22 protein-coding genes are annotated in these 21,659 nt (G+C 64.6%); 13 read left to right on the top strand and 9 right to left on the bottom strand.

Annotated features, from left to right (window positions below):
* Together ACUXH0_RS07195 and ACUXH0_RS07200 are read left to right on the top strand one after the other, a co-directional pair.
* Positions 1–2,055: a bifunctional 2',3'-cyclic-nucleotide 2'-phosphodiesterase/3'-nucleotidase gene (locus ACUXH0_RS07195; protein ID WP_024973944.1), complete on the top strand. Its 2,055-nt coding sequence runs from the start codon at positions 1–3 to the stop codon at positions 2,053–2,055.
* A gap of 13 nt (positions 2,056–2,068) precedes the next feature.
* Positions 2,069–2,872, top strand: coding sequence for a tetratricopeptide repeat protein (locus ACUXH0_RS07200; protein WP_012436751.1), 804 nt, complete (start codon positions 2,069–2,071; stop codon positions 2,870–2,872).
* Positions 2,873–2,885: 13 nt separating this feature from the next.
* Here the strand turns inward: ACUXH0_RS07200 and ACUXH0_RS07205 are convergent, their stop codons facing one another.
* The 4 genes from ACUXH0_RS07205 to ACUXH0_RS07220 all read right to left on the bottom strand — a co-directional run bounded on the left by ACUXH0_RS07205 (position 2,886) and on the right by ACUXH0_RS07220 (position 6,175).
* The gene (locus ACUXH0_RS07205; RefSeq protein WP_182593848.1) at positions 2,886–3,863 is read right to left on the bottom strand and encodes a 2-dehydropantoate 2-reductase; all 978 of its coding nucleotides are present in this window, start codon (positions 3,861–3,863) and stop codon (positions 2,886–2,888) included.
* A 4-nt stretch (positions 3,864–3,867) separates the two neighbouring features.
* Positions 3,868–4,692, bottom strand: coding sequence for a class II aldolase/adducin family protein (locus ACUXH0_RS07210; protein ID WP_012436749.1), 825 nt, complete (start codon positions 4,690–4,692; stop codon positions 3,868–3,870).
* Between the two features lie 112 nt (positions 4,693–4,804).
* Positions 4,805–5,752 (bottom strand): DUF2272 domain-containing protein, encoded by a 948-nt coding sequence (locus tag ACUXH0_RS07215; RefSeq protein WP_012436748.1) that lies wholly within the window; start codon positions 5,750–5,752, stop codon positions 4,805–4,807.
* Positions 5,753–5,896: 144 nt separating this feature from the next.
* Positions 5,897–6,175 (bottom strand): HU family DNA-binding protein, encoded by a 279-nt coding sequence (locus tag ACUXH0_RS07220; protein ID WP_004628548.1) that lies wholly within the window; start codon positions 6,173–6,175, stop codon positions 5,897–5,899.
* A 634-nt stretch (positions 6,176–6,809) separates the two neighbouring features.
* On the opposite strand from ACUXH0_RS07220, the gene ACUXH0_RS07225 reads away from it, so the two are divergent.
* The gene (locus tag ACUXH0_RS07225) at positions 6,810–7,349 is read left to right on the top strand and encodes an SET domain-containing protein (protein ID WP_012436747.1); all 540 of its coding nucleotides are present in this window, start codon (positions 6,810–6,812) and stop codon (positions 7,347–7,349) included.
* A 16-nt stretch (positions 7,350–7,365) separates the two neighbouring features.
* On the opposite strand, the gene ACUXH0_RS07230 is transcribed toward ACUXH0_RS07225, so the two are convergent.
* A complete protein-coding gene (locus ACUXH0_RS07230; protein WP_004628551.1) occupies positions 7,366–9,039 on the bottom strand; it encodes a sensor histidine kinase in 1,674 nt (557 codons plus the stop codon).
* A gap of 9 nt (positions 9,040–9,048) precedes the next feature.
* Complete coding sequence (locus ACUXH0_RS07235) at positions 9,049–9,759, bottom strand: response regulator transcription factor (protein ID WP_004628552.1); 711 nt, start codon at positions 9,757–9,759, stop codon at positions 9,049–9,051.
* A gap of 87 nt (positions 9,760–9,846) precedes the next feature.
* On the opposite strand from ACUXH0_RS07235, the gene ACUXH0_RS07240 reads away from it, so the two are divergent.
* Positions 9,847–10,074, top strand: a complete 228-nt coding sequence (locus ACUXH0_RS07240) for a DUF3717 domain-containing protein (protein ID WP_024542450.1) — start codon at positions 9,847–9,849, stop codon at positions 10,072–10,074.
* A gap of 18 nt (positions 10,075–10,092) precedes the next feature.
* Here ACUXH0_RS07240 and ACUXH0_RS07245 read toward each other — a convergent pair whose 3' ends face one another.
* Positions 10,093–10,398 (bottom strand): 4a-hydroxytetrahydrobiopterin dehydratase, encoded by a 306-nt coding sequence (locus ACUXH0_RS07245; protein WP_004628556.1) that lies wholly within the window; start codon positions 10,396–10,398, stop codon positions 10,093–10,095.
* A gap of 60 nt (positions 10,399–10,458) precedes the next feature.
* Positions 10,459–11,403: a phenylalanine 4-monooxygenase gene (phhA, locus tag ACUXH0_RS07250; protein WP_012436746.1), complete on the bottom strand. Its 945-nt coding sequence runs from the start codon at positions 11,401–11,403 to the stop codon at positions 10,459–10,461.
* Between the two features lie 138 nt (positions 11,404–11,541).
* Here phhA and ACUXH0_RS07255 point away from each other — a divergent pair, with 138 nt between their 5' ends.
* The 4 genes from ACUXH0_RS07255 to ACUXH0_RS07270 all read left to right on the top strand — a co-directional run bounded on the left by ACUXH0_RS07255 (position 11,542) and on the right by ACUXH0_RS07270 (position 14,835).
* Positions 11,542–12,018: an Lrp/AsnC family transcriptional regulator gene (locus ACUXH0_RS07255; RefSeq protein ID WP_004628561.1), complete on the top strand. Its 477-nt coding sequence runs from the start codon at positions 11,542–11,544 to the stop codon at positions 12,016–12,018.
* Between the two features lie 92 nt (positions 12,019–12,110).
* The gene (locus tag ACUXH0_RS07260; RefSeq protein ID WP_004628564.1) at positions 12,111–12,875 is read left to right on the top strand and encodes a lysoplasmalogenase; all 765 of its coding nucleotides are present in this window, start codon (positions 12,111–12,113) and stop codon (positions 12,873–12,875) included.
* 35 nt (positions 12,876–12,910) lie between these two features.
* The gene (locus ACUXH0_RS07265) at positions 12,911–13,912 is read left to right on the top strand and encodes a delta(1)-pyrroline-2-carboxylate reductase family protein (protein WP_012436745.1); all 1,002 of its coding nucleotides are present in this window, start codon (positions 12,911–12,913) and stop codon (positions 13,910–13,912) included.
* A 203-nt stretch (positions 13,913–14,115) separates the two neighbouring features.
* Complete coding sequence (locus ACUXH0_RS07270; protein ID WP_012436744.1) at positions 14,116–14,835, top strand: OmpW/AlkL family protein; 720 nt, start codon at positions 14,116–14,118, stop codon at positions 14,833–14,835.
* A 65-nt stretch (positions 14,836–14,900) separates the two neighbouring features.
* On the opposite strand, the gene ACUXH0_RS07275 is transcribed toward ACUXH0_RS07270, so the two are convergent.
* A complete protein-coding gene (locus ACUXH0_RS07275) occupies positions 14,901–15,113 on the bottom strand; it encodes a heavy-metal-associated domain-containing protein (RefSeq protein ID WP_004628571.1) in 213 nt (70 codons plus the stop codon).
* Positions 15,114–15,258: 145 nt separating this feature from the next.
* On the opposite strand from ACUXH0_RS07275, the gene ACUXH0_RS07280 reads away from it, so the two are divergent.
* The 5 genes from ACUXH0_RS07280 to ACUXH0_RS07300 all read left to right on the top strand — a co-directional run bounded on the left by ACUXH0_RS07280 (position 15,259) and on the right by ACUXH0_RS07300 (position 21,600).
* The gene (locus tag ACUXH0_RS07280; protein ID WP_012436743.1) at positions 15,259–17,481 is read left to right on the top strand and encodes a heavy metal translocating P-type ATPase; all 2,223 of its coding nucleotides are present in this window, start codon (positions 15,259–15,261) and stop codon (positions 17,479–17,481) included.
* The gene (gene cueR / locus ACUXH0_RS07285) at positions 17,478–17,936 is read left to right on the top strand and encodes a Cu(I)-responsive transcriptional regulator (RefSeq protein ID WP_012436742.1); all 459 of its coding nucleotides are present in this window, start codon (positions 17,478–17,480) and stop codon (positions 17,934–17,936) included. The genes ACUXH0_RS07280 and cueR overlap by 4 nt, the downstream gene beginning before the upstream one ends.
* A 75-nt stretch (positions 17,937–18,011) precedes the next feature.
* Positions 18,012–18,881, top strand: a complete 870-nt coding sequence (locus ACUXH0_RS07290) for an alpha/beta hydrolase (protein ID WP_012436741.1) — start codon at positions 18,012–18,014, stop codon at positions 18,879–18,881.
* A 68-nt stretch (positions 18,882–18,949) separates the two neighbouring features.
* On the top strand, positions 18,950–20,584 hold the full coding sequence (locus ACUXH0_RS07295) for a GMC family oxidoreductase (protein WP_004628580.1): 1,635 nt from the start codon (positions 18,950–18,952) through the stop codon (positions 20,582–20,584).
* A 245-nt stretch (positions 20,585–20,829) separates the two neighbouring features.
* Positions 20,830–21,600, top strand: coding sequence for an ABC transporter ATP-binding protein (locus ACUXH0_RS07300; RefSeq protein ID WP_009239534.1), 771 nt, complete (start codon positions 20,830–20,832; stop codon positions 21,598–21,600).
* The last annotated feature ends 59 nt before the right edge of the window (positions 21,601–21,659 follow it).

Consider the following 21,659-nt stretch of genomic DNA (forward strand, 5'->3'; position numbering starts at 1 on the left):
ATGCGAGTCCGACCATTGTGTTCGGCGGCGTTGCCGCTTGCTGTTTTCTTGTCGATGTCGCTGGCTGCCTGTGGTGGCAGCGACGATACTCCGACCACGCCTGCCGCCAGCGCTGCCCCCGCGGGCACCAAGGCCACGCTGGCCGTGCTGGAAACGACCGACCTGCACACCAACGTGCTGTCGTACGACTACTTCAAGCTTGCTGCCGACAATTCGCTCGGCTTCGAGCGCGTGGCGACGCTCATCAATCAGGCGCGCACGCAATTCCCGAATACGCTGCTGCTGGACAACGGCGACACCATCCAGGGCACCGCGCTGTCGGATTACCAGGCCATGGTGAGCCCCATCACCTGCGACCAGACGCTGGCGATCTACAAGGTAATGAACGCCGCCAAGTACGACGGCGGCGGTATCGGGAACCACGAGTTCAACTATGGCCTGCCGTATCTGTCGCAGGTCACGGGCAATACGTTCAACGTCGATGGCCTGCCCGATCCGGCCACGCAGCAGAAATGCGCAGGCCCGGCCTTCCCGCAGGTGCTGGCCAACGTGGTGAGCGCGAAGACCAACGCGCCGCTCTTCCAGCCGTACACGATCATCACCAAGACGGTAACGGCCACGGCGCCGGATGGCAGCACGATCAGCGCGCCGGTCAAGGTCGGTATCATCAGCTTTACGCCGCCCACGATCACGAGCTGGGACAAGCGCTGGCTCGACGGCAAGGTCTACACCGTCGGCATCAAGGAAACGGCGGCCAAGTACATCCCCGAGATGCGCGCGAAGGGCGCCGACCTGGTGGTGGCGATCTCGCACGGCGGCCTGGATAACTCGACGTATTCGCCGACGATGGAAAACGGCAGCTGGTGGCTGTCCACCGTGCCGGGCATCGACGCCATGTTGATCGGCCACTCGCACCAGCTCTTCCCGGATGCAAAGAGCACGGTCAGCCAGTTCAACCTGCCGGGTGTGGACAAGGTGGCCGGCACCGTGAACGGCGTGCCGACTGTAATGGCCAACTACTGGGGCAAGCACCTCGGCGTGATCAAGCTGGGCCTGACGTTCAACGGCACGAACTGGGCCGTGGACAAGACGCAGACCACGGTGGAAGCGCGCTCGATTCAGAACGCCGACAAGACGTACGTAGCGGCCGACCCGACGGTCTCCGCCGCCATCGCCACCGAACACCAGGCGACGATCAACTACGTGAAGACGCCGGTGGGCAGCACCGACTTCAACATGAGCACATACTTTGCCGACGTGGGCGATCCGGGTGCGATCGAGATCGTGAACCAGGCACAGGCTGACTACGTGTCGGCGTACGTTCAGGCGAACCTGCCGCAGTACGCGTCGCTGCCGGTGCTGTCGGTGAGCGCGCCGTTCAAGAGCGGCTTTGGTGGCGGTACGGATTTCACCGATGTGGCGGCCGGCCCGCTGGCGATCAACAACGCGGCCGACCTGTATCTGTACCCGAACACGGTCTACGCCGTGAAGGTGGCGGGCTCCGACATCAAGAACTGGCTGGAAACGGCAGCCAAGCGCTTCAACACCATCGACCCGACGCAAGCGACGGTGCAGAAGCTGGTGAGCACGTTCCCGGGCTACAACTTCGACATGTTCACCACGCCGGACCTGACGTATGAGATTGACGTCACGCAACCGGTCGGCAGCCGCATCAAGAACCTGATGTACAAGGGCGTGGCGCTCGACCCGGCGGCACAGTTCATCGTGGCAACCAACAATTACCGGGCAAGCGGCGGCGGCAACTTCCCGGGCCTGGATGGCAGCAAGACGATCTATGCGTCGCCCGATGCCAACCGCGACGTGCTGATCAGCTACATCAAGAAGATCGGCAGCGTGAAGCGTGCCACCAACGGCTCGCAGCGCAGCTGGCGCTTCACGAAGCTGGCGACGTCGGTGGCGCAGGTGCAGTTCACGTCTGCGCCCAACAAGCTGGCCAGCGCCACGGCCGCCGGCATCACCAACGTCACACAGGTGGCTGCGGATGACGGTTCGGGCAAGGGCTTGGCGGTGTACCAGATCGACCTGACGCAGTAAGCAGGAGCCGACGATGCCATCTCTTCGTTCCGCATGGGCGGGTGCACCGGCCATGGAATCTCCGCGACAGTCGGTGCCGATGCTCACCGTGGCCGCCGCGCTGGCGATCATCGTGGCGGCAGGCGGTTGGCTGTCGCATGCGCGCCAGGCACCCGCCGTCGATGCCACGCAGCTGGAATCGTGGCGCGCAATGGTCGTGCAAGCGATGGAGCCCGAGGCGCTGCAGCAATTGCGTCAGCGCGCACGCAGCGGCTCCGTGCCGGCGCAGTCAGCGTTGGGCGAAGCCTTGCTCAGCGCGCACGACGGCGCCTTGCGGAACGAAGGGATGCGCTGGCTTGAAACCGCTGCATCGAGCGACCCACGTGCGCAGTTATCGCTGGGCAAGGCGCTGCTGCTCGGTACCGGCGGTGTGGAACGCGACTACCCGCGCGCGCTGCGCCTGCTGCGTCAATCCGCTGACAAGGGCGACGCGGCCGCGGCGTACTACCTGGGCGTGATGTATCGCAGCGGCTACGGCACGGCTGTCGACACAACACAGGCTGCACACTGGTTTGATCGTGCTGCCCGCCACGAGATTCCGGCAGCGATGTTCATGCTGGCGAATGCCTACCGCGACGGTGATGGTGTGCCACGCGATGAAGCCCGCGCGCTGGCGTTGTACCAGGACGCCGCCGAGCACGAATTGCCGGAGGCCGTGCAAGCTCTGGCGATGGCGTATCAGAACGGCGAACTGGGTCTCAAGCGCGACGATGCCGCGTATCACCAGCAGTGGATTGAAACGGCACATGCGCTGAAGCATCCTGCGCTCGCGCCGTGATGCGGCGTTCTCTTCAGTAAAGCCCGCGGGTCTGGGCGTGCAGGCGCACCAGACCCAGCAGGGCATCAATCTGCGGCGTCGGCACGCTCACATGCTGACCGATCTCCCGCACCGACGCCACCAGCGCATCGACCTCCAGCGGGCCGCGTCCGGCCTCTGCATCCTGCAGCATCGACGTCTTGAACGCGCCGAGTTGACGCGTCACCGCGCCGCGTTCTTCGCCGCTCTGCTCGATCGGGCAGCCGATGCGTGCACCAATTGCTTTGGCCTCTTCCATGACGCCGAGGCAAAACGCGCTGACCAGTGGATCATCGAGAATGCGATCGCACGTCGCGCCCGTGAGCACCGACACCGGGTTCATCGTCATGTTGCCCCACAGCTTGAACCAGATATCGCGTTGAATGGCTTCGCTGCGTTCGATCTGCAAACCAGCGCGTTCAAAGAGCGCACCGAGTGCATCCAGGCGTGATGAGGTGCCGCCTGCGGGTTCGCCAAGAATCAATCGCTTACCGAACCCATGACGTACGTGTCCTGGTGCCGCCGTTGAACACGTCAGATGCACCACGCAACCCAGTACGTTCTTCGTTGGAATGGCCTGCGCAATGCGTCCGTGTGGATCCACCGATTGCAGGCGCAGGCCTTCCAGCGGCCCGTGCCGATCAAAGAACCACCATGGGACGCCGTTCATCGCCACCACCACACAGGTCTCGGGGCCGATGAGCGGAGCAATGCCTTGCGCCACGCTTTCCATGGCGGGAGCTTTTACAGCAACGATCACGACGTCCTGCACACCGAACGCGCGCGCGTCGTCACTCGCGTGCACCGGCACAGACCGTGTATTGCCTTCTTCGGTCAGGCGCAGTCCTTCGGCTCGCAATGCCTGAAGCGTCGCACCGCGCGCCAGCACGTTGACCGGTTGATCTGCCAGCGCGAGCTTCGCGCCAAGATAGCCGCCGACAGCGCCGGCGCCCACGATGCAAATGCGTGTCATGTGATCAGGTTCGGAAAGAAGGATCGATGCGGTCGATGGTGCGCATCAGTGCTGCGAACACATCTTCGCCTGCGCCAAAGTTTGGGTTGAACTGCAGCGAATCGCGCGTGCAGTTGCGCGCAATCGCTTCGGGAATCTCCAACACCGGGCCCATCGATGTGGAAGCGAGCTGGATGTCGCATGCGCGGTTGAGCAGCCACAGCACCGCAAACGCCCGCGCAATCGAATCGCCCCAAGCCAGCAGCCCGTGGTTGCGCAAGATGACCGCGGGCTTGTCACCGATGTTCCTGACCAGGCGCGGCCCTTCATCGGCATGCACGGTGATGCCCTCGAAGTCGTGATACGCGACCTTGCCGTGCAACTGCGCCGCATAGAAATTGCTGATCGACAGACCATCGCGCGCGCAGGCGACGGCCATGCCGGCGGTCGTGTGGGTGTGCATCACGCAATGCGCACCCGGAATACCCGCATGAATGGCGGCATGCACGGTAAAGCCGGCCGGGTTGACGGGCCAGTCCGGCTGACCCGGCGCGCGCTGCGCATTGCCCTGCAGGTCGATCTTCACGAGGTTCGACGCGCAAACCTCTGCATAGGTCAGGCCGAACGGGTTGATGAGGAAATGCGGGCCGCCATCGTCGGCGCTGCCATCTTCGGGTGGCAGGCGCAGCGTGATGTGGTTGTAGATGAGTTCGGTCCAGCCCAGCTGCGCAAAGATGCGATAGCACGCCGCCAGCTTCACGCGCGCCCCCCATTCTCTTGGGCCGCACCAGGTCGGGCGATGGGCTTGGATGTCCGAACCGGAATCGGGCGAAAGCGAAAACACCGTCATGACCTGTCTCCTGATCGCAGGGGCCATGCGCCGGTCGGGCTGCCGGCGCTTTAGTAATTCACATGTTAATTAATTTGCGTCGGACGTCAAACCACGTTACATCCGCTGTCTGCTAGGGCAGCTGGTTACGCAGGATCACCAACCACTGCATGACCGAATTCGTGTACGGATCAAGTTGGTTGGCTTCGTTCAACTCGGTGATGCTCATCGAAGCCGATTGCTGCACGTTGCCGCCAATCGATTTCACTTCATGGCGCACCGGGTCCACCTCGACAACGAGATCGCAGTGCATGGGCGTTCTGCCGGCCTGGATCTCGGCCGGATCCGTCATGAAGCGGTCGGCCCCGCGTGCGGTGCAGATGAGGTCGCCCGGGCGTGGCACGGCCGGCGTGCGTTCGAGCACGAAGGCGGGATGCTTGAGCAGATGGTCGCGCGCATCGGTCACGTATTCCGCGTGCGTGGCGCCCGTCAGGAATTGATCGTTCTGCAAGCCGGCCTTGCGCATGATCCACGAGATGAACACCGCAGACCACGCCCAGCCGCCGGTGGTCAACTGCTGGCAGGTCGGTGTCTTGCCGACGATGCCCCAGTAGCGCTTGGCCAGCATGCAGCCGCGCGCGGTGGCTTCGCCGCCCGTGCCGTCCGGATAACGCAGACAGGGTGCCTGGGCTGGTGCAGCAGGCGCGGCAACCGCCTTGGGCAGCGGCATGTCGGTACCGCTTTCTTCATCGGACGGGGCGGGCGTGGGGTCGTCGGGTGTCAGCCAACGGCCTTGCGGCTGGTCAGGAAAACCGCCACCTGCCACGCAATACGTATCGTCGCGCCCCACGCGCACCACCTGGCGCCCCCACCGATCCCATTCGGTCAGGGCAATCTCGATCATCTTTTCGCGCGGCGTGGCACCTGGGCGCGTCTGCACGACTTCGTTGTCGGGCAGCGGTTCGGCTTGCGGGCGCGCAGGCGGCGTCGCACAACCGGCAAACCAGAAGACCGGTGCGATCAAGACAAGCGGCAGGGCAATGCGCAGAGCGAGCGAATTGCGCAGGAAAGGGCGGGACATGAAAGAGGGGAGAAGGGATGGCCTGACGGGGAGACAGGCCTTCCGACGTGGTATGCCAATGCTGCGGTCGATTCACGCATGCAATCGCATGCCACGTCGTTGGCGCTAACCAGCCCGGCTGGTCACGCCAGGGTCGTCATTGCCTTAGGCGTTGACAGCGTCCTTGAACTTCTGGCCGGCCTTGAACTTGACCGTCTTGGCCGCTTCGACCTTGATTTCTTCGCCGGTGCGCGGGTTGCGGGCCATACGCTCGGCACGCTCACCTTGGCTGAAGGTACCAAAGCCGATGAGGCTGACCGCATCGCCCTTGCCAACGGATTCCATGATGGCTTGCAGCGTCACGTTCAGTGCCTGCTCTGCCTTGGCCTTGGTCAGACCGTCTACGCCGCTGGCGATGGCGTCGATCAGTTCGGTTTTCGTCATTGCTTGACTCCCTTCAAGAGTAGATAAAACACACAACAGAGCGTCCGGGGGATGGCTCCAAGGGCGACATGATACCGGCATGCGAACAGCGCCGGCACGTGAGCTTTGTAACCGCGCCTGGCATCCGGGTTCCGCAAACCCGCATGGGGCCTACGTTGCGAGGCGATCCCATCACATCAATGTTGACGATTGATGTCCTGGTTTGCCGTTGGCTTGTCTGCTCGTAGATAGGTTCGACGCAAGTCGATCGGTTGGTTTACCTTTTTTCTTATGTATACAGATAGTAGTAGTAGATAACGGTGGATAGTTTCTGTGGATAAGTGGAAAAAGCGCTTTATGTTCAAGCACTTGTTGCACGCAAAACCGAGGGTACCGCGTGTGTCCTCAGGTGGATAGCTTGCTGATTTTTCCGACCGCCCGACTGGCAACCCCGTCACTTGTGCCCACACCGTCGACAGGGCAGCCACAGACAGCCAACAGCCTTTGCCGGTAGTTATCCACAGCTGCAGGCCGGGTTATCCACATTGGTGGGACGACATGGGGTTGCGGCACATGTCGAGAAGCCATGCTTTTGGTGTAGGCTCACGGCTTCGTTGATCGACGTTCTTGTTTCGCTTTACCGCGCCATTTCCTCATGACACGCACGTCCCCTGATGCCGCACCGGCTCTGGCTGAGTCCTCGCCCACGCCGGAAGCGCCGGCCAAACTGCGCCGCCGCGATCGCATTGAGGTGCGTGAATCTGGTGTGCACGGACGTGGTGTCTATGCTGTGGTCGCGATCGCACGCGGCAAGAAGATCATCGAATACAAGGGCGAGCACATCACGTGGAAGGAGGCACTGCGCCGCCATCCGCATGACCCGTCCGATCCGAATCACACGTTCTACTTCAGCCTGGAAGACGGCAGCGTGATCGACGCCAAGTTCGGCGGCAACCGCGCGCGCTGGATCAACCACGCCTGCAAGCCGAACTGCGAAGCGCGGGAAGAGGATGGTCGCGTGTTCATTCATGCGCTGCGCGATATCGAACCTGGCGAAGAGCTGTTCTACGACTACGGCCTCGTCATCGAAGGTCGGCAGACCAAGGCACTGAAGGAACAGTTTGCTTGCCGCTGCGGCGCGAAGAGGTGCCGCGGCACGATGCTGGCGCCGCCCGCGAAGACCAAGAAGAAGTAAGCCGAAGGTCCGCCGTTCAGACGGATTCGCTTGCCAGCGGCAGGCGCAACACGAAGCGCATCACGCGGGTGCCGTCGCGCGCAATCGCATCATCGATGGCGACGGTGCCGCCGTGCAGACGGACGATGTCGTGCACGATGGCCAGGCCCAGACCGCTGCCTTGCGGCTGTCCCGGGCGGTGATCCGCATCCCCTCGGAAGAAACGCTGGAATACTTCACCGCGCCGCTCGGGTGGAATGCCCGGGCCATTGTCTTCCACACTGACGACCCCCCACCACTGGGACGTCGCGTCGGCCTCCATGCCGGCGCGCAAGGTCACGCGTCCGCCGGCCGGCACGTATTTGATGGCGTTGTCGAGCAGGTTGTTGATGGCTTCGCGCAGGAGCAGCACGTTGGCCAGCACCGGGGCCTGCAACGAACCCGGCGACGTGGCTTCCTGCGGCCAGGCCTCGAAGCCCAGGTCCAGCCCGCGTGCAAGCGCGCGCGGCACCCATTCGGCGCCGGTATCGAACGCCAGCGAGACGAGATCGACGCGCATGGGCGTGCCCAGTTGGTCCAGCGTCATACCTGGCTCGGCACGCGCCAGCGTGAGCAACTGGTTCGATAGACGCACCGCGCGGTTGGCACCCGATTGCAGCTCGAGCAGCGCGGGGCGGGCGTCGTCCAATGTCTTGGCGTCGACAGCGCGATCGGCGTGCAGCTTCAACGCGGTCAGCGGCGTGCGGAGTTGATGTGCCGCGTCTGCGATGAACGTGCGCTGCGCTTCGAGTGCGTCGCGCAGCCGGGCGAGTAGCGCGTTCATCGCATTGATGAGCGGTTGCAGTTCGGCTGGCACGTGTTCTGCTAATTCCGGCGGCAGCGGCGTCACTGATCGAGCGCTCTGCTTGTTGAGTGTGTCGGCCAGCGTCTGCAACGGCTGCAGCTCTTCCTTGAGCACGAGTGAAAGAATCAGCCCGCCAATCGCCAGCAGCACGATCAATGGAATCGACACCGACAGCAGCACTTCCTTGGCGGCCGTATCGCGATGGTCCAGCAGCTCCGCCACTTCCACGACGATGCCGCCTTCGGCCTGCATGGCATCGGGCGGGTTGGACGGATTGAACGCCGGTGCCGTCTGCGCCTGCGTGGGCGCGAGCGCGGGGCGCGTAACGTCGTCTTCGGGGTCGGGCGGCGCAGGCTGGCGCGGCGAGCGCGGCTTGGGCACCTCCGCGCTCACACCCGGAACGAGCAGATGGACGGCGCGTACCTGCTTGCCGTCGATCCAGCTGTAGAACACGCGCGCCTCGCCAATGCGAACCTGGCCTGAGCCGTAGCCGAGCGGCGTGTCGCGCCCGACCAGTGTGCCTGCGGGGCCGGAAATGCGCCAGTAGATGCGGTCTTCGCCGCTGTTCTGGACGAGTGTTTGGGCGGTCAGTGCGATGTCGTAGAGCTTGGCCGCCGGCACATGCGGACCAGCGATGCGCAATTGCTCGGCCAGCGTGTTGGCCACACCCACCAAAGCGCGATCGAACACCTGCGCGGTGTAGTGCGCCGCCAGCCAGTACGATAGCGCGCCGGTTCCCACAATCAGGCCAAACAGCGGTGTCGCCAGCGCACGCAACAGATGCAGGCGCAGGCTGACGGCACCGTTGCCACCCTTGGCCGGAGGTGCTGAAGCCGACGACGAGGCGGGACGGTGGCGCTTGAACATGGACGAGAACTACGCCGCCGCGCGTGCCTGCAGCAAATAGCCGAAGCCGCGCACCGTGACGATCTCCGCCTCTGAATGTTCGATCTTGCGGCGCACGCGGTGCACATAGACTTCGATGGCCGTGTCACCCACCACGTCGTGGCTGGCTTCGCCTATGGCGTGGCCAAAGCTCGCAAGGTGATCCTGCAACTGCACCTTGCTGACCACGCGGCCCTGGCGCAGCATCAGCAACTCCAGCACGGCAAATTCGCGCGGCGACAGTTCCAGCGGGGCGGCGTCGACAAAGATGCGCCGCTCCACTCCGCTCATGCGCAGCCGTCCGACCAGGATGTCAGGGCGCGCGGCGGGTTCGGTCGGATCACCGCGACGGCGGAGCAACGCGCCCACGCGAGCCACGAGTTCGAGCATCTCGAACGGCTTGAGCAGGTAATCATCCGCGCCCGCGTTCAGGCCGTTCACCTTGTCGAGCAGGCCGTCGCGGGCGGTCAGGATCAGCACGGGCGTCACGCGATCGCGCGCACGAAACTGCGACAGCAGCGTCATGCCGTCGATACCGGGCAGCCCAAGATCGAGGATCACCAGGTCGTGTGTCTGCCTGGCAAGTTGTTCAGTGGCGAAGACACCGTCGTGCACGACCTGCACACGATGCCCGGCTTGCGTGAGTCCGGCATGGATGCCGCTGGCGATGGCGCGGTCGTCTTCAATCAGCAGGATGCGCATTGACTCGATCCGGAGTGCGGGGCGGAAAAGGACAACAAGGGCGAAATCGTGGCGATCGGCATCATTTGGCAGCGCTACAATGCGCGGATGACCGATGCCCTGCTCAACATCACCGATCTGGAGGCCGCCATCAATTTCTGGCGTGCCCGTTCGCCCGCCGAAGGCGAGGAACTGCGGCTGTGTGCCGAGGCGTCGGCGCTGGCCAAGCCGTATGCGCTGATGATTGTACAAGGCGCCACCCGCATCGCCCCTGAGCAATTGGGCGACAAGGCGCGGGCGGCGTATGAGGCGTGGCGCGCAGCCACACAGGGCTGAGCGCCAGCATTGCGGTGATTACTTCGCGCCTGTGCCTTTTGCGGCCTGCTCGATAAAGCGTGCGAGATCGGCGTCACGGTGCGTGAGCCCGTTCGCATCGTGTGTGGACAAGGTGATGTCCACGCGATTCCAGACGTTGAACCACTCCGGGTGGTGATTCATCTGCTCGGCTTTGATCGCCACGCGCGTCATGAAACCGAACGCGGCGTTGAAGTCGGCAAAGGTGAAGGTCTTCTGGATGGCATCGCGCTCGCTCTGCAGCGTCCAGCCGGGCACTTCGGCAAAAAGGGCCTTGCGTTGGTCTTCGTTCAGGGTCGGCATCATGATGGGTGCGAAGTTCTGTCTTGAATGCGCGCAGTATAGTCAGCGCGCAACGATCTGCGCTCAGATGTCCGCCGTGTTTGCCCAACCTTCGCGGTTTCCGACGTTCAGCACCACATCGCCTTCCATCACATCACCCGCACCGATGGTCGGCAGCGCGGCGAGTTCTTGATAGAGCGGCGTGAAGTCCGGGCGTGTGGCATCGAACAGTTGCTCGAAGCTGTCGATCGTGAAGTAGGTCTTCTGGAACGTGTCGATCCGGTAGCGCGTGCGCATGATGCGGCGCACGTCGAAACCGATGCGGTTCGGGCTCGCCGAATCCAGCGCGTACACCGATTCACTCTTGCTCGACACGATGCCCGCGCCGTAGATGCGCAGGCCGGCCGGCGTGCGGATCAGGCCGAATTCCACTGTGTACCAGTACAGGCGCGCCAGCATGTCGAGCTGGCCCAGGCGCGCGGCCTTCAGGCCACCCTTGCCGTAGGCTTCCATGTAGTCGGCAAAGATCGGGTTAATCAGCAGCGGCACGTGGCCGAAGATGTCGTGGAAGCAATCCGGCTCTTGCAGGTAATCGAGCTGATCGGGGCGGCGCATCCACCAGCTTGCGGGGAAGCGGCGGTTGGCGAGGTGATCGAAGAACACTTCGTCGGGCACCAGGCCCGGCACCGCGACGATCTGCCAGCCGGTGGCGCGCATCAGCGTTTCGTTGAGCTGGTCGAAGGACGGCACGGCATCGCGGCTCATGCCCAGCGTCGACAGGCCTTGCAGGAATTCATCACAGACACGGCCCGGCAACAGCGCTTCCTGCCGGTCGTACAGCGTGCGCCACGTTGCGTGATCGGCAGCGGTGTAGCGGTGCACCGGCTGCTGCATGGTGAAATCAGCGCGCAGCGTCTGGCCGTCCAGGCCTTCGGCAAATTGTTCACGCAGCTTATCGGTCAGGGTGCCGTTGAAGCCGGCCGGGGCGGCGTTTTGCGCTGCATCGGGGGCGGTGGTTGCGATGGCCATTTGTAATGTCGATCTCGTGCAATCAGAGTCCGGCCAGTGTATGGGCGGGGCCACGCGGGTTGCCCGCAAAACGGCGATCCATTGCGCCTAGTTTGCGGAAATCATGCAGAATGCCGCTTGTGAACGCAGGAGACGTGCATGATTTCGCTTGATACCTTCGATCTGGCTCTGCTGGCGGCCCTTCAGCGCGATGGCCGTGCGACGCATCAGCAGCTCTCGGAGCAAGTCCACCTGTCGGCCAGCCAAGTCGGGCGGCGCCTGGCGCGGCTTGAATCGGAAGGCGTGATCGAGGGCTACCGGGTGGTGCTCTCGCCGACCGGGCTGGGGCTGGGCGTGACGGTGTTCGCGAGCGTCAAGCTGGCGCACCACGGCGACGCCATCGTCGAACGCTTTCATGAAGAGATCAGCCTGCTCGACGCGGTGCAGGAGTGCTATTCGGTGGCGGGCGACGCCGACTACATGCTGCGCGTGGTGGTGCCCGATCTGCCCGCGCTGTCGGAATTCGTCATGCGCAAGCTGATGCGTGTGCCGGGTGTGGACAATGTACGTTCCAATATCGTACTGACGGCCTTGAAGCGGGATGGCGCGTTGCCGCTATCCCACCTTGGTGGGTAGATTCGCGCCTTGCGCCAGGGTGCGCGGCGTGTCACGCTGCAAGCCGACATCCCTTGCTGATATGAATCGCCTCTCTTGGGCGGGAGACCACGATGGTTGAAGGACACACCACGCATCCGGCGCACGCGCCGGCGCATCTGTCAGGCGGCTACGGCATGCCGGCACGGGTTCGCGCGTGGTGGGTCGCCGCTGCCGTGGCAGGCGTGACCTACGGCGGCATGCTGACCATGGTGGCCGTGGACGTACCGCCCGGCACCCCGCTGGTCGGTCGCATCGTCGCGCAGCCGCTGTGGAAAATGCTCATGGCGTTGCTGCTGGCGCGCGCCGCCTCGCTACACGAGATTCCGCGCGAGCGGCGCTGGCTGATCGGCGCCATGGGGTTCTCTGCGATGGGAGATCTGTGGCTTGCGCTGCCGTGGCTGTCGTTTTCGTTCATGGCCGGCCTGGGCTGCTTCTTGCTGGCGCACTTGTGCTACCTGCGGGTGCTGGTGGGGCTGCGTGGCGTGTCATCGGCCATCCGCATGATCGGTGTCGGCGTGATGATCGGCGTGGCCATCGGCATGCTGCTGTGGTACTGGCCGGGCCTGGGTGAGTTGAAGGGGCCGGTGATCGCCTACATGCTCGTGCTGTCGGCGATGGTGTGCGCGGCATTGCTGGCGCGCCTGCCTGGTCCGCTGACAGCTTGGGGCGCGCTTGCCTTTGCAGCGTCGGATGCGATGATCGGCATCAGCGTGTTCGTCTTTCCGTTCACCGACCATGAGCTGGCCATCTGGTGGAGCTACGCCGCTGCGCAGCTTCTCATCAGTGCGGGATTGCTCACGCGCCGTACGCCGCCCGCGCGCCGCGCCACGGCATAAGGTCTGTCCGACGTTTCTTCCGCTGCGAGAGCCCCATGTTGCAGACCCTCGACGCTGCCACCACGGCGGCCCGCTTGCCGTATGCCGCGTTGGCCGATGCCATCGCGCAGGTGCTGCGCGATGCACGCGCCGGCCGTGCCCAGGCGCCCGCGCGGCTCGTGATGCCCGTGGCGGGCTCCGGCAGTCTGCTGCTGATGCCGGCGTCCAATGACGACATCGCCATCACCAAGATGATCACCGTGCACCCGCACAACCCCGCCCAGAGCTTGGCGGCCATTCACGGCGAGGTGGTGGTGATGAACGCCCGCACCGGCGAACGCCGGTTGATGCTGGATGGCCCGACCGTGACCGCGCACCGAACAGCAGCCGTGTCGTTGCTGGCGGCGCGCTTGCTGGCGCCTGAGCCGGCCGGGGATTTGCTGCTGATCGGCGCCGGTGCCCAAGCGCGCGCGCACCTGGAAGCCTTCCGCTTCGGGCTCGGCACACGACGCGTCACGATCATCGCCCGCACGGCTGACAGCGCGGATGGGTTGGCGGGCTACGCGCGCGCGCTCGGCATGGACGCCACGGCGCTAGCGGGCGGCGACGCTGCGGGCGTGGCAGATGCTGCCCGTGCCGTGCTGCCGCAGGCGCCGCTGGTCGTCACGGCAACACCGTCATCGCAACCGGTGCTCCCTGATTTGGGCGATCCGGGCCACCCGGCCGGGTACGCCTGGGGCGCGCATCACTTCATCGCTGCGGTTGGCGCGTTTCGGCCCGACATGGCCGAACTGCCGCCGCGCCTGTGCGTGCATGCCGCTGCGGTCGATCGGCTGTACGCCGATACGCTGGTCGACCTGGAAGCCGAAGCCGGCGACCTGCTGCAGGCCGGTGTGCCGTGGTCGCGTGTGCGGCCATTACAACAGTGCATCGATATGCCGCCCGACACGCTTACGCAGCCTGCGCCGATATCGCCCGTGGTGTTCAAGAGCGTCGGCAGTGCCCTGTGGGATCTGGCCGCCTGCGTGCTGGCGCTATCCAAATCCAGAACTGTTTAAAAACCTAGCATGTGCTCAAGACGCCCGCCCCAGGCGGATGTCAGGCACCGCTTGTAACAGAAAACCTCTAGAAAAAGGGTTCTAGCCAAGGCAATCACACGGGATAATGGCCATCCCTTCCGCCTGGGAGGAGACGTAGAGCGCACCGCAACGTATTGATCACGTTTACGTCGGATGCGTCTGACACAGGAGCACATATAGAGATGGCCTATAAAAAAGCACTGGCGGCTGCCGCCGGGATGATCCTCGCCACCGCCGCGCACGCACAAGCTGCCGGCAGCAACATCGTCAGCCTCGGCTGGTTCCGCGTGATGCCGAATAGCTCGAGCGACCCGCTGGTGGTCAAGAGCATCGGCGGTATCCCGGTGAATCAGTCGCAGTCCGGCACGGGCGCCAAGATTCAGGAAGCCGATACCGTTGGTCTCGCCTTCACGCATTTCTTTACCGACAACGTTGCCGTTGAACTGGTGGGTGGCATTCCGCCGCGCCACAAGATCGAAGGGACGGGCGCGCTGTCGGGTTACGGCGAAATCGGCTCGGCCAAGCAATGGAGCCCGGCCGTGCTGGCGAAGTGGTACTTCTTCAACGCCGACACCAAGTTCCGTCCGTACGTGGGTCTGGGCCTGAACTACACCTGGTTCTCCGACGAGAAGATCACGAACAGCGCCTTCCAGACGAAGCTGGCTGGCCCGGGCAGCAAGAGCAACGTGTCGACCGACGGTTCGTTGAACCCGGTGCTGAACGTGGGTGCTACGTACGCCATCACCAAGGACTGGTTCGTTGGCCTGTCGGTGTCGTACCTGCCGCTCAAGACCACGGCAACGATCGACAGCACTACGGCGACCGGCGTCCACGTCGTGAGCGAAGCGAAGATCAAGATCAACCCGGTCGTGACCTTCCTGAACGTCGGCTACCGCTTCTAAGCGGCTTCCGCGTCAACAAAAAGGCGTGCCACAGCGGCACGCCTTTTTTGTTGCCAACGCCCGGCTCAGGCGGAAGATTTGACCGGGTAGCCGGCTTGCTCGATGGCCGCCCTGACTGCATCGGCGCTGGCGCCGCTGGTGACGGCCACGGTCTGCTTGTCCAGATCCACCTGTACATTGGCACTTGCATCGACCTGCTGCACTGCTCGCGTGACAGCCGACACGCAATGGCCGCAGCTCATGCCGGTCACAGAAAAGGTTGTGGAAGACGTTGTCATGGCGTGCTCCTGAAAAGAGGGAAGAGAATCACGGGAGCAGTATGAACCTTCCCATCGTGGGAAGTGCAAGCGTAGAATGAGGGCTTGACCTTACCAAGATGGGAAGGTCTAGGCTGATGCCATCTTCTTCAGAACGGACGCTTCCATGACCGCCGCCAGCCTTGCCGACGTGACCTCCACCGACCTCGATATCAGCGGGATGACGTGCGCGGCTTGTGCGGGCCGGGTCGAACGTGCCTTGCGCGCCGTGCCAGGCGTGACCGAAGCCAGCGTGAATCTCGCGACCGAGCGCGCTCGCGTGCAGGGCGGTGCCGGCAGCGATGCACTGATCGCCGCAGTCTCTGCCGCCGGGTACGAGGCGCGCGTCGCTTCCGATGAAACCGCCGCCTCCGTTGTTGCCGAACCCGACTTCTGGGAAGGTGCCGGCCCCGTGTGGATTGCCGCCGCCCTGTCCGTGCCGCTCGTGTTGCCCATGATCGCAGGGTGGTTCGGCGGCGGCTGGATGCTGCCTGCGTGGGTGCAGTGGCTGCTGGCGACGCCGGTGCAGTTCGTGATTGGCGCGCGCTTCTACAAGGCGGGCTGGAAGGCGCTGCGTGCGCGTGCCGGCAATATGGACCTGCTGGTCGCGCTCGGCACGTCGGCGGCGTATGGGCTGTCGCTGTGGCTGTGGTGGCGCGCCGGTGCGGACGGGATGCACCATGCGCCGCACTTGTACTTCGAAAGCGCCGCCGTGGTCATCACGCTGGTGCGGCTTGGCAAGTGGCTGGAAGTGCGTGCCAAGCGCCAGACCGCGCAGGCCATCCGTGCCCTGCAGGCGCTGCGCCCCGATACCGCTCGCGTGCGCAGCGCCGATGGCACGCTGCGCGATACCCCGGTCGCCCAGGTGCGCGTGGGCGATGTGGTGTCCGTGCGTGCCGGTGAACGCATCCCCGTGGATGCCGTGGTGCTGGAAGGCGCGAGCCACGTCGATGAATCCATGCTGACCGGCGAAAGCCTGCCCGTGCCCAAGCACGAAGGCGACCGCGTGACCGCAGGCGCCATCGCCACCGACGGCGTGCTGCTCGTGCGCACCACGGCCATCGGCGCGGACACGATGCTTTCGCGCATCATCCGCCTTGTGGAAGACGCGCAGGCCGCCAAGCCGCCGATCCAGCAACTGGTCGACCGCGTGAGCGCCATCTTTGTGCCGGCGGTGCTGGTGGCGGCCCTGCTCACGCTGGCCGGTTGGTTCATCGCTGGTGCGGGGTGGGAGACGGCCATCGTCAACGCCGTGGCCGTACTGGTGATTGCCTGCCCGTGTGCGCTCGGCCTTGCCACGCCGTCTGCCATCATGGCCGGCACGGGTGCGGGCGCGCGGCGCGGCATTCTCATTGCCGATGCGCAGGCGCTCGAACGCGCCCAGCAGGTGGATTTCGTGGTCTTCGACAAGACCGGCACGCTCACCGTCGGCCAGCCGCGTGTGACGGCGGTGGAAGCGGCATCCGGCGTCGACACCGACACGCTGCTCGACCAGCTTGCCGCGCTGCAGGCTGAGAACACGCACCCGCTGGCACACGCTACGCGTGAATATGCGATGGAGCGGGGCCGTGCAATCACGCCCGCGCAATCGCCGGAAGTGTTGGCGGGGCGCGGCACGCGCGGCATCGTGAATGGCGCATCGCTGCAACTCGGCAATGCGCGGTGGATGGACGAACTGGGACTGGATCGCGGCGCATTGCAAACGCGTGCCGATGCGCTGGAGGCGCAGGGCAACACCGTCTCGTGGCTTGCGCAGCGTGATGAAGGCGGGGTGCAACTGCGGGGCCTGATTGCGTTTGGCGATGCGCTCAAGCCCGGTGCCAAGGAGGCCGTAGCGGCGCTGCAGACGCGGGGCGTGCGCACCGCGCTCGTGACGGGGGACAACGCCGGCGCCGCGCACAGCGTGGCGCACGCGCTCGGCATCGACGAAGTGGCCGCGCAAGTGCTGCCGCAAGACAAGGCCGCGCGTGTGACGGCTTGGCAGCAGAGCGGCCATGTGGTGGCGATGGTGGGCGATGGCATCAACGATGCGCCCGCGTTGGCGGCGGCCGACGTCGGCATCGCCATGGCCACGGGCACCGATGTGGCGATGCAGGCCGCCGGTATCACACTCATGCGCGGCGAGCCGCGCCTGGTGAGCGATGCGCTGGACCTGTCGCGCCGCACCGTCGCCAAGATTCGCCAGAACCTGTTCTGGGCTTTCATCTATAACGTGGTGGGCATTCCACTGGCGGCATTCGGCTTGCTGAACCCCACGTTTGCCGGCGCGGCAATGGCGTTCTCCAGTGTGAGCGTGGTCACCAATGCGCTGATGCTGCGCCGCTGGCGCGCCACCGGAGACAACGCATGACGCGCACCCATCTCATCGACCCAGGCCCCGTCAACATTGGCGAGGCCGCAAAGGCCAGTGGCGTGTCGGCCAAGATGATCCGCTACTACGAGAGTATCGGCCTGCTGCCGCCGAGTCCGCGCACCGAAGGCAACTACCGCATGTACGACGCGCGGGCGTTGCATGTGCTGCGCTTTATCCACAGGTCGCGCTCTCTGGGTTTCGCGCTGGAGGAGATCCGCACGCTGCTGTCGTTGTGGAACGACCGCGAACGCGCCAGCGCCGATGTGAAAGCTGTCACCCTGCGCCACGTGGCGGATCTCGATGCGCGCATCAGCGAGCTGCAAAGCATGCGCGACACGCTCATGACGCTTGCCAACGCCTGCCACGGCGATGACCGCCCCGATTGCCCGATCCTCCAGAGCGTGGCCGGCGAGGGTGATGAAGGCGGCGGCACCGATGCCTGCTGCCACTGACGGGCCGCACGATTAACGCAGATTGCGACAGGCGGCGTCTATGCCACAATCTGGCAACCCAAGGAGGAGACGCCGATGACGCAAGCCCCCGCTCAGGTCACTGCCCATCCAGCGCTGGAAAGCCGCCAGCGCATGAAGGACGGCACTGAACTGCTGGTCCGCACCTGGTTGCCCGCGCCCGACACCGGCGAGCCGCGCGGCACCGTCATCCTCGTCCATGGCATGGCCGAACACAGCGGCCGCTATCCGCATGTGGCCAAGGTGCTCACCGATCTTGGCCTGCGCGTAAGGGCCTTCGACCTGCGCGGCCACGGCAAGAGCGGCGGCCCGCGCATGGCGCTCGACGCGCAAGACAACTACCTCACCGATCTCGCAGAAATCGTCGATGCGGCGGTCGCCGAATGGCACGAGATGCCGTTCGTGCTCGGCCACAGCATGGGCGGATTGATCGTCGCGCGCTTCACCACCGCGCGTATCCGCCCCGTGCGCGGCGTGCTGTTGTCATCGCCCGCACTGCGCGTGAGGTTGCCGCCCGGAACGGGCATCGTGCGGGGGATTCTCTCCGCCATCGCGCCGAGGTTGCCGGTGCCCAATCCCGTCGATCCAGCCAAGCTTTCGCACGATCCGAGCATCGCCGCCGCCTATCGGGCAGACACACTGGTGCAAAGCACGATCAGCGCATCATTGCTGGAGTTCATGCTCAATGCGATCACGCAGGCGCAGCAAGACGCGCCGCGCCTGGAAGCGCCGATGCTGCTGATGGCCGGCGGCGCGGATTCGATTGTCGATCCGTCTGGCAGCCGCGACTTTTATGCGAATGCGCCGGAGGATTTGCGCTCGTTGGCGTGGTTTGAATCGGGGTACCACGAGATCTTCAACGAAGCCGAACCGCTGCGTAGCGAGGTATTCGGAAAGATGACGGAGTGGTTGGCTTCGCGGATTTGATTTGAAGTGAGTTGGTTGCACCACAAAAAACAAAAACCAATAACACCAAGGAAAAGAAGCACGGAGACATGGACACCTACGACTACATCATCATCGGCGCAGGCTCCGCAGGCTGCGTCCTCGCCAACCGCCTGACCCGCGACCCCGACGTTTCCGTGCTGCTGCTGGAAGCCGGCGGCAAGGACGATTACCACTGGATCCACATCCCCGTCGGCTATCTGTACTGCATCGGCAACCCGCGCACCGACTGGCTCTATCGCACCCGCGAAGAACCCGGCTTGAACGGCCGCTCGCTCGGCTACCCGCGCGGCCGCGTGCTGGGTGGGTGCTCGTCGATCAACGGCATGATCTACATGCGTGGTCAGCGTGAAGACTACGACGGCTGGGCCGCCATCACCGGTGATGATTCCTGGAGGTGGGACGCCGTGCTGCCGCTGTTCAAGGCCAGCGAGAACTATCACGGCGGCGCGAACGCATGGCACGGCGCAAACGGCGAATGGCGCGTCGAGCCGCAACGCCTGCACTGGCAGGTGCTGGAGACCTTCATCGAGGCGGCCGTGCAGGCGGGCATCCCGCGCACGAGTGACTTCAACCGCGGCGACAACTTTGGCGTTGGCTACTTCGAGGTCAACCAGAAGCGCGGCATCCGCTGGAACACGGCCAAGGGCTTTCTGCGCCCGGCCTCGCAGCGTCCGAACCTGACCATCGTGACGGGTGCGCAAGTCCGGGCGCTGACGTTTGACGGCAAGCGCTGCACTGGCGTGACGTATCGCGGGGCCGGGCAGGACTACACGGTGGCCGCGCGCGAAGAGGTGATCCTGTCGGCGGGCGCGATCAACTCGCCGCAATTGCTGGAGCTGGCCGGCATTGGTCAGCCGGAACGTCTGCAGGCGCTCGGCATTCCGGTGCGCCAGGCGCTGCCGGGTGTCGGAGAAAACCTGCAGGACCACCTGCAACTGCGCAGCGTGGTCAAGGTGAACGGCGTGCCCACGCTCAACACGCGCGCCTCAAACTGGTGGGGCAAGGCGCTCATCGGCATGCAATACGCGTTCAACCAGAGCGGGCCGATGAGCATGGCGCCGTCGCAGCTGGGCGTGTTCGCGCGCTCGAACCCGCACGTGTCGCGGCCCGATGTGGAGTACCACGTGCAGCCGCTCTCGCTCGACAAGTTTGGCGATCCGCTGCACGCGTTCAATGCGTTTACCGCGAGCGTGTGCAATCTGCGGCCGACCTCGCGCGGCACGGTGCATGTCACGTCCGCCGACCCGTTTGCCGCGCCGACCATCGCGCCGAACTACTTGTCCACAGAGGAAGACCGCAAGGTCGCGGCCGATTCGCTGCGCCTCACACGCCGCATCGTCGCGCAGCCAGCCTTGGCGCAATACAGGCCCGAGGAGTACCTGCCCGGCGCGGCGTTTCAAACCGACGAGGAACTTGCCCGCGCCGCCGGCGAGATCGGCACGACCATCTTCCACCCGGTCGGCACGTGCCGCATGGGGCGCGCCGATGATGCAAACGCGGTGGTCGACGCGCAGCTGCGCGTGCGCGGGATCGAAGGCCTGCGGGTGGTCGACGCGTCCGTCATGCCGACGATTACGTCGGGCAATACCAACTCGCCGACGATCATGATTGCGGAGAAGGCGAGCGAGATGATCCGTGCCGCGCGCAAGGCCCGAGCCCGCGGTGAGGCCGTCCCGGCCTGACACCAGCTCGCGTGCCGATGACACGGGCATGACACACCGCCCGTGTCCACTGGATGCGCAATCCGCATTGCCCCGATAGGTAACTCTACGTAACCCCCGGGCGTGAGTCGGAAATCCAATACCGGTGCGGGTTTCCGGGGGGTAAGCAGGGTGTAATCGTCTCGGTAAAAACCCCGATGTTTTGCAACGCAACAGCCGTTGACAATCATCCGCACCATAAAAAGGGCGGGAGACCAGAGGGAATCATGGCGCAGGACATCATTCTCGAAACGCGCGGACTGACCAAGGGCTTCAAGGGCTTTACCGCCGTGTCCGACGTCAACCTGCGCGTGCAGCGTGGGTCCATCCATGCGCTCATCGGCCCGAACGGTGCCGGCAAGACGACCTGTTTCAACCTGCTGACCAAATTCCTGGTGCCCACGCGCGGCACGATCCTGTTCAACGGCGTCGATATCACGTCGGAGAAGCCGGCACAGATCGCGCGCCGCGGCGTCATCCGCTCGTTCCAGATCTCCGCCGTGTTTCCGCATCTGACGGTGATGGAAAACGTTCGCGTTGGACTGCAGCGGCAGCTCGGCACGGCGTACGCGTTCTGGCGCAGCGAGCAGTCGCTCAACACGCTGAATGCGCGGGCGATGGAGTTGCTCGAACAGGTGGGCCTGACCGAGTTTGCGCACACCGTGACGGTGGAGCTGCCCTACGGCCGCAAGCGCGCGCTGGAGATTGCCACCACGCTGGCGATGGAGCCCGAGCTGATGCTGCTCGACGAGCCCACGCAGGGCATGGGCCACGAAGACGTGGACCGCGTGACGGAGCTGATCAAGCGCGTCGCACAGGGCCGCACGATCCTGATGGTCGAACACAACATGAACGTGGTCTCGTCCATCGCCGACAAGATCACGGTGCTGCAGCGCGGCCAGATCCTGGCCGAAGGCCCGTACGAAGACGTCTCGAAGAACCCGCAGGTGATGGAAGCCTATATGGGCACCGCCGATGCGGCGCTGGAAGGCCATTGAGGCCACTGATCGACGCTGATCGATCACGCGACGCGGCCACACGCCGCGCATCAAACGTA

This window comes from Ralstonia sp. 110700041-2, assembly GCF_056280165.1.